Origin of the sequence: Noviherbaspirillum sp., from assembly GCF_036846085.1 — a bacterium.
GTDB lineage: Bacteria > Pseudomonadota > Gammaproteobacteria > Burkholderiales > Burkholderiaceae_D > Noviherbaspirillum.
Map to the genome: position 1 here is coordinate 1 of NZ_DAIUCO010000165.1, position 11,821 is coordinate 11,821.

At 59.9% G+C, this 11,821-nt stretch carries 9 protein-coding genes and 1 pseudogene; 2 read left to right on the forward strand and 8 right to left on the reverse strand.

Features of this window, described 5'->3' with window-relative positions; all coding sequences use genetic code 11:
- Positions 1-2,547 (forward strand): phosphoribosylformylglycinamidine synthase (gene purL, locus V7080_RS17465; protein ID WP_334189675.1); only part of this gene is annotated, 2,547 nt, incomplete at its 5' end.
- Positions 2,548-2,780: 233 nt separating this feature from the next.
- Positions 2,781-4,433 carry a response regulator gene (locus tag V7080_RS17470; protein WP_334189676.1) on the forward strand — a complete coding sequence of 551 codons (1,653 nt, stop codon included), beginning with the start codon at positions 2,781-2,783 and terminating at the stop codon, positions 4,431-4,433.
- A 106-nt stretch (positions 4,434-4,539) separates the two neighbouring features.
- On the opposite strand, the gene V7080_RS17475 is transcribed toward V7080_RS17470, so the two are convergent.
- The 8 genes and pseudogenes from V7080_RS17475 to V7080_RS17510 form a co-directional block, all read right to left on the reverse strand.
- Positions 4,540-4,995, reverse strand: a complete 456-nt coding sequence (locus V7080_RS17475; RefSeq protein ID WP_334189677.1) for a response regulator — start codon at positions 4,993-4,995, stop codon at positions 4,540-4,542.
- A complete protein-coding gene (locus V7080_RS17480) occupies positions 4,988-7,264 on the reverse strand; it encodes an ATP-binding protein (protein WP_334189678.1) in 2,277 nt (758 codons plus the stop codon). The genes V7080_RS17475 and V7080_RS17480 overlap by 8 nt, the downstream gene beginning before the upstream one ends.
- Positions 7,265-7,351: 87 nt before the next feature.
- Entirely contained in the window at positions 7,352-7,906 is a 555-nt protein-coding gene (locus V7080_RS17485; protein ID WP_334189679.1) for a biliverdin-producing heme oxygenase, read from the reverse strand.
- Positions 7,907-8,113: 207 nt separating this feature from the next.
- Positions 8,114-8,890 carry a peptidylprolyl isomerase gene (locus V7080_RS17490; RefSeq protein ID WP_334189680.1) on the reverse strand — a complete coding sequence of 259 codons (777 nt, stop codon included), beginning with the start codon at positions 8,888-8,890 and terminating at the stop codon, positions 8,114-8,116.
- Positions 8,891-9,036: 146 nt separating this feature from the next.
- Positions 9,037-9,303 (reverse strand): annotated as a pseudogene (locus V7080_RS17495) (BolA family protein); the annotation flags it as partial.
- Positions 9,300-9,920 carry a septation protein A gene (locus V7080_RS17500; protein WP_334189681.1) on the reverse strand — a complete coding sequence of 207 codons (621 nt, stop codon included), beginning with the start codon at positions 9,918-9,920 and terminating at the stop codon, positions 9,300-9,302. The pseudogene V7080_RS17495 and the gene V7080_RS17500, both read right to left, overlap by 4 nt.
- Positions 9,917-10,336: a peptide-methionine (R)-S-oxide reductase MsrB gene (gene msrB / locus V7080_RS17505; protein ID WP_334189682.1), complete on the reverse strand. Its 420-nt coding sequence runs from the start codon at positions 10,334-10,336 to the stop codon at positions 9,917-9,919. The genes V7080_RS17500 and msrB overlap by 4 nt, the downstream gene beginning before the upstream one ends.
- Positions 10,333-11,793: a protein adenylyltransferase SelO gene (locus V7080_RS17510; protein ID WP_334189683.1), complete on the reverse strand. Its 1,461-nt coding sequence runs from the start codon at positions 11,791-11,793 to the stop codon at positions 10,333-10,335. The genes msrB and V7080_RS17510 overlap by 4 nt, the downstream gene beginning before the upstream one ends.
- Between the last annotated feature and the right edge of the window lie 28 nt (positions 11,794-11,821).

Here is an 11,821-nt window from a genome sequence, read left to right on the forward strand (position 1 = left end):
GTCCAGCGCGGCAATCCTGAGATGGAACGGCGCGCGCAGGAAGTCATCAATGCCTGCTGGGCGATGGGCGACGACAATCCGATCCTGTCGATTCACGATGTCGGCGCCGGCGGCCTGTCGAATGCCTTCCCCGAGATCACCAACGACGCCAAGCGCGGCGCCATCTTCGACCTGCGCAAGGTGCCGTTGGAAGAGACCGGCATGTCGCCAAAGGAAATCTGGAGCAATGAGTCGCAGGAGCGCTATGTCCTTGCGATCGCGCCGGAAAACCTGGAATTGTTCCGTTACCTGTGCGACCGCGAACGCTGCCTGTTCGCGGTCGTCGGTACGGCGACCGAGGAGCGCCAGCTCAAAGTCATCGATCCGCAGCACGGCAACAATCCGGTCGACATGCCGATGGAGGTCCTGCTCGGCAAGCCGCCGAAAATGCATCGCGACGTGGTGCACGTGAAGAACGAATTCCCGCCCGTGGACCTGACCGGCATTGCCCTCGAGGAGGTGGCGCCGCGGGTGCTGCGCCTGCCGGCCGTTGCGGACAAGTCCTTCCTGATCACCATCGGTGATCGTACCGTGGGCGCCATGTCGGTGCGCGACCAGATGGTCGGGCCGTGGCAGGTGCCGGTGGCGGATTGCGCGGTCACCGCGATGAGCCTGGAAGGCTATCGCGGCGAAGCGATGGCAATGGGCGAACGCACGCCGCTGGCGGTTATCGATGCGCCCGCATCCGGGCGCATGGCGGTCGGCGAGGCGATCACCAATATCGCCGCCGCTTCGATCGTCGACCTGTCCGACGTCAAGCTGTCGGCCAACTGGATGGCTGCCTGCGGACAACCGGGGCAGGACGCCGCATTATTCGACACGGTGAAGGCGGTCGGCATGGAGTTGTGCCCGGCCCTGGGCGTCAGCATCCCGGTCGGCAAGGATTCGCTGTCGATGCGTACGACCTGGCAGGACAACGACGAAAGCAAATCCGTGACTGCGCCGGTATCGCTTATCGTGTCGGCATTCGCGCCGGTGGACGATGTGCGCCGTTCGCTGACCCCGCAGCTTTGCAGGGACCCGGCCGACACCGTCCTGATCCTGATCGACCTCGGCCGCGGCAAGAACCGCATGGGCGCGTCGGCACTCGCGCAGGTCATCCAGCAGCTCGGCGACCGGACTCCGGACCTCGACAGACCGGAAGACCTGAAGGCGTTTTTCGCCGCCATCCAGCAGCTCAACGTCGAACAAAAACTGCTTGCCTACCACGACCGTTCCGATGGCGGCCTCTTCGCAACCCTGTGCGAAATGGCATTTGCCGGCCGCAGCGGCATCTCCGTCAATCTCGATATCCTGACCCTGGAGGGCGAGCATGTCGACGACTGGGGTGATTCAAAAAACTGGGCGACACAAGTGGGCGAACGTCGCAACGAGCTGACGCTGCGCGCCTTGTTCAGCGAGGAACTGGGCGCCGTCATCCAGGTCCGCGCCGAGCATAAATCCGATGTGATGAACGTGCTGCGTTCCTATGATCTCGGCGCATGCAGCCATATCATCGGCAAACCCAACCAGAACGACGTCATCGAGTTCATGCGCGATGCAAAGGTGATCTACAAGCAGCCGCGCATCGAACTGCAGCGTGCCTGGAGCGAAACCAGCTGGCGCATTGCCCGCCTGCGCGACAACCCTGCATGCGCCGACACCGAATATGACCGCATCCTCGACAGCGCCGACCCCGGCATCACGCCGAAACTCACGTTCGATCCGCAGCAGGACGTGGCGGCACCGTTCATCGCCACCGGCGTCAAGCCGAAGGTTGCGATCCTGCGGGAGCAGGGCGTCAATTCGCATGTCGAGACCGCGTATGTGATGCACAAGTCCGGCTTCGTGTCGGTCGATGTGCACATGAGCGACCTGATCGCCGGCCGGGCGAAGCTCGACGACTTCAAGGGCGTCATCGCGGTCGGCGGCTTCTCCTACGGCGATGTGCTGGGCGCCGGTGAAGGCTGGGCCAAGACGATTCTGTTCAACGCCAGGCTGGCCGAACAATTCTCGGTCTTCTTCAACCGCACCGACACCTTCGCGCTGGGCATCTGCAACGGCTGCCAGATGATGAGTAACCTGAAATCCATCATCCCCGGCGCTCATGATTGGCCGAAATTCACGCGCAACAAGTCGGAGCAGTTCGAAGCCCGTTTTTCGATGGTCGAAATCGCGGAATCACCGTCGATCTTCATGCAGGGCATGGCCGGTACCCAGACTGCGATCGCGATCGCGCACGGAGAAGGGTTTGCCGATTTTTCGCAGACCGGCAACGCCGCCTCGGCCATCGCCGCCATGCGCTACATCGACAACAAGGGTCAGGTAACCGAAGCCTATCCCTACAACCCCAACGGTTCACCGCAGGGCATCGCATCCGTGACGACACCCGACGGACGCTTTACGGTACTGATGCCGCATGCCGAGCGGGTGTTCCGTTCCGTGCAGCAGTCTTGGCATCCTGCTTCGTGGGGCGAATATTCACCGTGGATGCGCATGTTCCGGAACGCCAGGGTCTGGGTCGGTTGACGTATCTCACGGATTGATTTCTTTGTGGCATTCATGCGGCTTTCGGGGGTGGCGGCAGTCAGCAAAATTGACTAAAATCCGTCCCTCGCATAGCCGGGAGCTAGACCGGGATAGCAGTTTTCTTTTCTGGCTGATGACAGGTTATGCCGGGATAGCTGCCCTGATGACATCAGGCGCGCATTCCGGCAATTGGACGCCCGATGAATCAAGTCAAAAAAATCCGCTGTTAACCGATGTTGATCAAAAAAATCCGTTCCCGCGTCCTCCTTATAGACGATGACAGTCTCGCCGCCGAAATGATCCGCCATATGCTCGGCGATTCGGCGGACATCTCCCTCCAGTATGTTTCCGACGCCCGCCAGGCACTGGCGGCGGCGGCCGAATTCAAGCCGACCGTCATCCTGGTCGACCTCATGATGCCGCTGATCGACGGCTTCCGCCTGATCCGGCAATTCCGCGCCGAAACGGAAACCGAAGACATTCCAGTCATCCTGCTGTCGTCCGAGGACGGTCCGGAACAGAAAGTCCAGGGATTCGCGGAAGGCGCCAATGACTATCTCGTCAAATGGCCGAACAAGCTGGAACTGGCAGCCCGGGTGCGCTATCACTCGAGCGCCTACCTTGCTCATCGGGAACGCGACGATGCATTCGTATCCCTGCGGGAAAGCCAGGCGGCGCTGCTTGAGCGCACACGCCAGCTGGAAGAAAGCCAGGCCGCTCTTCACCATGCACAGAAGATGGAGGCGGTCGGCAAACTGACCGGTGGTGTGGCCCACGACTTCAATAATGTGCTGCAGATCATCGGCGGCAACCTGCAACTTCTGAAATACGATACGGCCGACAATGAAGCCGCCCAGCGCCGCATCGCCGCGGCAACCCAGGGCGTCGCGCGCGGCGCGCGGCTTGCCGCCCAGTTGCTTGCGTTCGGGCGCCGCCAGCCCCTGCAGCCAACGGTCATTCATATAGGCGCGCTGTTGCGCAGCATGGACGATATGCTGCGTCGCGCGGTGGGCAGCAGCATCGTCATTGAACTGGCAGTGTCGCCGGATGCATGGAATACGCTGGCCGACGCCAGCCAGCTGGAGAATGTGATCCTGAACCTTGCCATCAACGCGCGCGACGCGATGCATGAGAAAGGACGGCTCCGGATCGAGGCGGACAACGTGATACTCGGCGAACAGGAAGCGGCGGCACTTGGACTTGATTCCGGCGAGTTCGTGTCGCTGTCCGTCATCGACAACGGCGAAGGCATGCCGCCCGACGTGGCGGAGCGGGCATTCGAGCCATTCTTCACGACCAAGCCGAACGGGCAGGGAACGGGGCTCGGCCTGAGCATGGCCTACGGCTTCATCAAGCAGACCGGCGGCCATATCGAAATCGACAGCGTGCCGGGTTCGGGCACCACGATCAAGGCGTTGCTTCCCAAGGCGCGCGAGCCGCTGCAGGAGCCGCAGCCGCTGGCCGTCCGGCCGACGGCGGGTGGGCAGGAACGGATTCTGATCGTGGAAGATGAGCCCGATGTGCGGGCAACAACGGCGGAACTGCTGTCTTCCCTCGGTTACCAGGTGCTGCAGGCGGAAAATGCCCATGCCGCACTTACACTGCTGGAGAAGGGCGAAAAAGTCGACCTGATTTTTACCGATGTCGTCATGCCCGGGCCGCTCCACAGCGTGGAACTTGCGCGGCGGGCACAGGAGCTCATACCGGGCGTCCAGGTGCTCTTCACGTCCGGTTATACGGAAAACGGCATCGTTCACCAGGGCAGGCTTGATCCTGGGGTCAGCCTGCTGAACAAGCCCTATACCGAGGAAAGCCTTGCGCGGAAGATCCGCCAACTGCTTTGCAAGGACACGAACACGAAAGTGGGCGGCGGATTGGCAGGGTAGAAATCGGGTAGAGCACCGCGTGGGTAAGCGCAATGGGCCGGCTTCCCGACCGCACCCCGCTCGCGTCCATCGGCAGCAGGCAAGCTGCCAGCCGGCACGCTGTTCTTCAGGAGCGGCGCATGAAACGCATCGAACCCGGTGGCGGTTCGTTCAGTACCGCCCAGAAAATGCCGAGATCGGCGATCGCTTTCACGAATTCCTGGAAGTCGACCGGCTTCACCACATAGGCATTCACGCCAAGCTCGTAACTCCGCAGCAGGTCCTGCTCCTCCTTCGAGGATGTCAGCATCACTACCGGCAGGCTTTTCAGCGACTGCGTGGAGCGGATGTGCCTCAGCACTTCCAGTCCATCCACCTTGGGCAGTTTCAGGTCCAGCAGGAGCACCGCCGGATTGCCTTCCTGGCGTTTGATCCAGGCGCCCTGCATGTTCAGATAATCCAGCGCTTCGGCACCGTCGCGCACGACGACGACTTCATTGGCAAGCTGGCTCTTTTCCAGTGCGATCAATGTCAATTCAAGGTCGTTGGGATTGTCTTCGACCAGTAGAATCGGCTTAAGCATATCCATCCTCTTCAATCGGGGGCTGCTGCTTGGGCAGCGAAAAAGAAAATACGGCGCCCTCATCGGGGACGCCTTCGGCCCATACGCGGCCACCATGCCGTTCAATGATTCGCTTGACGTTGGCGAGGCCGATACCGGTACCTTCGAACTCTTCCATGCGATGCAGGCGCTGGAACACACCAAACAGCTTGTGCGCGTAATCCATGCTGAAACCGACGCCATTGTCGCGGATATGAAAAATATCCTCCATGTCACTATCCTCGTATGCCATGGAAATGACGGGTTTCTCCCGCGTGCGCGAATACTTCACCGCATTTGAAAGCAGGTTATACAGCGCCAGTTGCAAAAACGTCGGATCCGCCTGGATGACGGGGAGCTGCGCGATCTGCCAGCCCACCCGGGAACCTTGCGCTTCCTGCAGGACGCGATCCATGGCGGCTTTCACGAGTTCATTCATGTCCGCGGACTGGACCCGCAAGCCCGCACGGCCCATTTGGGAAAAGCTCAGCAAGTCGTCGACCAGCTTGCCCGCGAACCGCGCCGAATCCTTAATGTTTTTCAGGAAGCGGTTGCTCCGTTCGGACAATTGCTTGCCGTCGAATTCCTGGAGCAGATCGGTGAATCCGACGATGTGCCGCAGCGGCGCGCGCAGATCGTGGGATACGGAATAAGAAAACGATTCCAGCTCCTTGTTTGCCCGCCCGAGTTCTTCCGCCAGTTCGGCCATTGCCTCGGCGCGCTTGAGGACGATGCCGAGCACGGCGGCGCGGAACTCGAGCGCGGTTTCGATTTCGCTTTTGCGCCAGGGCAGTGATGTCGCGTGCACCGTTTCCCGCCAGACGGCGAAGCTGTTGCGCGGATTGAGGCGCCCGGGATTCTCGGCATCGGCGGCCTTTGCAGCGGCACCCGGATTGCCGGCCCATTCCACCGTCCGGATGACCTCTGGCCGGAACCATATCAGGTAGTGCCGGTGAATCTGCGAGATTGGCAAGGCAAGGACGCCGCTTGCGCCGACCTTGATATGTTCACCTTGCGCATAGTGGCGGGACAGGTTGTCAGTCTGGAACAGATCGCCGGTCAGGTTCGTGCCCAGCCATTCCACCAGTTGCCTGACCTGTTCCTTCGACGGCGCATCGCCGTAGCGCATGATCCTGCCCTCGAACACCAGGGCCGCGCCCGTCGCGCTGCCGAAACGCAGCAGGTCATGCGAGATCGAAGCCATGTTGTCGATGAAGTCCGCACCCTGGCTCAGCGCCGAGAGCATATCGACGATCATCCTCCGCAATTCCAGGCGGGCGTTGTACTCGGCAATGTCCTCCCGCGATTCGATGCGCAGCGCAAGCAGCTGGCCGAGCTGTTCGCATGCGGCCCGCACTTCAAAAGGCACGAAACGCGGCTCGACATGGTGGCAGGAGATCAAGCCCCAGAGCTGTCCCTTTACGACCAGCGAAATGGACATCGAAGCCAGCGTCCCCATGTTTTTCATGTATTGCACATGCACCGGCGACACGCTGCGCAGCGCCGCGAACGCGAGATTGGTCGGGGCTCCGGTGAGCGGATTGGCGGCGGGCACCAGCGGCGCCGGAACGTAATTGGCGTCGGCAATCAACCTGATGTGATTGGCGAGGTACAGCTCGCGCGCCTGGCGAGGAATGTCGGAAGCGGGAAACCGCTGGTGCAGATAGGAGTGATAACCGTCGTCCTTTGCTTCGGTCAGCACGTGGCCGTGGCCGTTCTCGTCGAAGCGGTACAGCAGCACCCTGCCGAAACCGGTAAGGGATTTGATTTCCTCGACCGCCAGTTGGCTCATTGCCTGGACCGAGGTGGCGCCGCTGACTCTTGAAATGAACCTTCCCACCACCGGATAGAGCAGCCGGAAATCGGCGCCTGCCTGGCGCGTCGCGGGCTCGAATTCGAGGATCAGCAAGCCATCCGAAACATGGGCAAGAACGTCGAACGATCCGGCGTGCGCCAGTTGCATGGTGCCGAGGTAGCTGATCCGCGATCCGATCTGCTCGGCGGCTATCCAGTTATGCAGCTGCTCCCGGTTATCGCTGCCGGTGAGCGCGGCGATATCATTCCCGATCAGTGCTTCCGCAGACTGGCCGCCGAAAAGATGGATATTGCCGCTGGCCTGCAGGATGGAGAGATCCTCCCGTCGAAGTCCGACCATGAAACCGTGCGGCTGGATACTGCCGGGAATATGGATCGGCTCACGGTCGCACAAGGCGATATCGACCGTTGATTCGTCAATGGAAGAATTGCTCATTGATTGCACCATAAAAAATAGCCGGTTCTACGCTGCCGCGCTACACGAAATGCAGCGAATACATCGCTTGGACGCATGCGCATCGCCTCAAGCGGCGCCCCGCAGCCTGAACCATGCCGCCAATGAAGCGAATGCATCCCGCGCCGCCATCGCCGCCTCATGGCGTGATTCGCCGTCATGCAGATGCGTCTCGGCACAGGCGACGAAGGCACGCCATTTTTCCGCAGTGTGCGGCCCGTATCCAAGGAGCCAGCGCGGCGACCAGGAGGACAGGGAATTCGACAGTTTCTTGCGCAGGACCTGGGTGCCGAGCTGTGCGCCCTCAATGACATAGGCGGTGCCGAATCGCGAGGCGAGCGTGTCAAGCCGTGGTGTAAAACCGCTATCCGGAAGTTTATTGATGGCGGCATCGTTCATCCCGGCGGCGCGGAGATCGTCTTCAATCCATTGCGATTTCCCGCCTCGCTCAGCCGCACGCATGTTTTCGGGCCATGGTGCGTTCCACAACTGTGCCTCGAAGGGGCCCATCCAGCCGAGCAGCGCCGCTGCGTAGGAAAGGTATTCGGATTGTCCCGCGCCGGGAGCAGCGACCAGCAGGGTCTGTTCGAGGTCCTGGTGCAGGTCGCCGGTTGCTTTCCGCATTGCGTCCAATGCAGAGGCAGGGGGTGATAAATCCATCGTGATTGCGTCAAGTACTGAATGATGATTTGTGCCGGCTGAAGGCAGCGATGTCACCAGGATTTTACTACCTGAAAACCGGCTCTTTCAACTTGATCGGCCGCTGCTGGTTGCCTTTGCAAATTAAAAGGGCGCTTGTTCAAAGCGCCCTCGTGACTGGCGAAACAGCGATTACTGAATCTTCGCTTTTTCACGCAACTGCTGCTGGAATGCCTGCAGTTTCTTCTGCTGCAGCGATTCGGAGATTTGCGGTTTCACCTCTTCCAGCGCCGGAATCTTGGCCGCGCGAACGTCTTCCAGTTTGATCACATGGAAGCCGAATTGCGTCTTGACGGGAGTCTCGGTGACCTGACCTTTTTGCAACCCGGTCATCGCATCCGAGAACGGCTTCACGAATGATGCGGGGGAAGCCCAGTCGAGGTCGCCGCCGTTGGCAGCCGAACCCGGGTCCTTCGATTGCTTCGCCAGCTCTTCGAACTTGGCGCCGCCTTTCAGCTTCGCGATGATGCCCTTGGCATCTTCTTCCTTTTCAACCAGGATGTGGCGTGCACGATATTCCTTATCGCCGGCTTGAGACTTGAACTTGTCATATTCAGCCTGGACTTCTGCATCGCTGACCGGATTTTTCTTCAGGTAGTCTGCGACGAGTGCGCGAATCACGATGGACTGACGGGCGATCTCCACCTGGTTCTTCACGTCCTGGTTGTTGCTGAGGCCTCGCTTGTCGGCTTCCTGGATCAGGATTTCACGGTTGATCAGTTCTTCCTTGACCATGTTGCGCAGCTGCGGCGAGTCCTGCTGTCCTTGTGTCGATAGCTGCTTGATCAGTGCGTCTGCACGTGACGAAGGAACAGGCTTGCCGTTGACGACGGCAAGGTTCTGCGCCATGGCCGGAAACGCGGCGGCGGCAAGAAGAATCATCAACAGGCGAGCGGGTTGTAAAGTCATTGTTCGGTCCTAATGCGTAATTAATTAAGTGTAGGAGATTGAGAGTCAGTCTCTATACGGGTTAAACGGTCATTTTGGCAGAGCTTACTACAGGTTGAATTTCGATGATGCCTGGCGAAGTCAGTCGGCCGCGTCTTGTTTTTTTGAATTTCAGACGGTGCCAATGCATTGATGGCAAGCGCATGGATATCGGCGTGCATCATGTCGCGAAGGCAATCATACACCAGCCGATGTCGCGCAACGCGGTTCAGGCCTTCGAAACGAGCCGATATCAGGTGTAATCGGTAGTGGCCGCCGCCTGACGCGGCACCAGGATGACCGGCATGCAGATGGGACTCATCGGCCAATTGACATTCCAGCGGTGAAAAAGTTGCAACCAGCTGCGAACGTATTTTTTCCAGGCGATCGCTCAACTCGGGTCCTTGATGTGCTTGGAAAGGAACATGCTCTGGGCAATGATGAAGGCGAACATCAGTCCGGTAAAGCCGAACAATTTGAAGTTCACCCATATTGCCGTCGAGAACGAATACGCGACGTACAGGTTCAGCACGCCCATGGCTGCAAAAAATCCGGCCCAGATCAAACTGAGGCGTTGCCATAATGGATCAGGAAGCATGATCTGCTTTTCCATCATCAGGCGGATCAGGTTCTTTTTGAACAGTGCCTGGCTGATCAGCAATGCCGCGCCGAAGAACCAGTAGAGCACGGTGGGCTTCCACTTGATGAAGGTCTCATTATGGAAGTAAATCGTCGCACCGCCGAAAACGGTGATGATCGCCAGCGATACCCACAACATCCCATCGACTTTTTTCCTGCGCAGCAGCAGGTAGCCTATCTGTCCCAGCGTCGCCAGAATCGCGACGGCGGTGGCCAGCATGATGGGCGCCTGGTCCAGCGCCGCCACACCGCCCGAAACAATGCCCGATAGGTATTCCTGCACGAGGGATTGCGCAGCGGTGGGGTTGCCTTCGCCCCATTTGAATACGCCAAAAAACAGGATGACGGGGAACAGATCGAACAGGAACTTCATACCGGTTTGTCGTCTTTCACAGGTTGTGGATCGAAGCGCAGCGACGCGGAGTTGATGCAATAACGCAATCCCGTAGGCGGCGGGCCGTCCGGAAAGACATGGCCGAGATGCGCGTCGCACACATTGCACAGGATTTCGGTGCGTATCATGCCATGGCTGCGGTCGACGCGCTCGACCACGTTCTCGGCATTGAGCGGTTCGAAGTAGCTGGGCCAGCCACAGCCGGAGTCGAACTTGGCATCGGATTCGAAAAGCGGGGTATTGCAGCAAACACAGGTATAAATCCCGTGTTCGTGGTGATCCCAATAGCGGCCGGTGAAGGCGCGCTCGGTGCCTGCATGGCGGGTAACTTCGTACTGGATGGGGTCCAGCATCGATTTCCATTCTTCGTCGGTCTTGCGGATTTTTTCGGTCATGAGGAACAACTCACTTCAAGGTGGCTTGCCCAATCGGGCGGAAGGGCGGCATAGGCTTCATTCTCCGGCTGCTCGTCGAAGGGTTTCTCGAGCAGTTTCAGCAGGCGCCCGGTCTCGGAAAAATCCTTTTCCTGCGCCTTCTGGATAGCGACCTGTGCCAGGTAATTGCGGAGCACGTATTTAGGGTTGGTTGCGTCCATCCCGGTTTTGCGGATCGCATCCACGCTGTTTTCCTGGCGTAGCCGGGCACGATATTGCGTCGCCCAGGCATCGAATGCAGGACGATCGATGAACAGATCGCGCAGCGGCTCGTCGGCGGACACGTTGTCAAGAGCGAGACTGCCAAGGCGGCGGAAGAACAGCGTGAAATCGACGTGATTGTTCTGCATCAGGCCGAACATGGCATCGAACAGCTTGTCGTCGCCGGGCAGCGACGAGCGCAGCCCGAGCTTCTGATGCAGCAGGCGGTCGAAGTGCTGCTGGTATTCGGGCTTATAGACTTCCAGTGCGGCCTGCGTGGTATCGACATCGCCAATGAGCGGCAGCAGCGCCTGACCGAGCGCATAGCAGTTCCATTGACCGATACCCGGCTGCATCTGATAGGAATAGCGTCCCTGCTGGTCGGTGTGATTGCAGATATGGCGGGCGTCGAATGCTTCCATGAAGCCGAATGGACCGTAATCGATGGTCAGTCCGAGGATGGACATGTTGTCGGTATTCATTACGCCGTGCATGAAGCCGACCGCCTGCCACTGGGCCATCAGGCGGGCAGTGCGGCGGGTGACTTCCGCCAGCAGCGCCTCGTACGGATTGGCGGCATCGCGCAACTCCGGATAGCAGCGGTCGATGGTGTAGTCGGCGAGTGTCTGGAGTTCATCCTTCCGGTCGTTGTAGAACCAGTGCTCGAACGAGCCGAACCGGACGAAGGTTGGCGCCATGCGGGTGGCGATCGCACTGGTTTCCGGTGTTTCGCGCAAAACGCGCATGTCGGAACCGACGACACACAATGCCCGCGAAGTCGGGATGCCGAGCGCCGCCATCGCTTCGGAGCAGAGAAACTCGCGGATCGAGGAGCGAAGCACCGCGCGGCCGTCGCCCATGCGGGAGTAGGGCGTCATGCCGGCGCCTTTCAGTTGCAGCTCCAATGCACCCGGGTGAGGCGTGCCGGGCGCAGGCACGTCCCCGAGAAGAATTGCGCGGCCGTCGCCGAGCTGGCCGGCCCACACGCCGAACTGGTGGCCGGAATACACCGCCGCAAGGGGAACGGACCCTTCCGGCACGCGGTTGCCGGCGAATGTGTCAATAAACAGCGGGTTGTCGAAATCCCGTGTATCGAAATCAATCAACGCCGCTGCCGACTCGCTTGCGCAGACGAGATAGGGTGACGGAACAGGTGTCGGCATCAGCCGTGTATAAAACGCGGGCGGCAGCTCCGCGAACGAATTGAGAAATGGCAACGTGTCCGTGCGAAAACTGCCGGTCGGC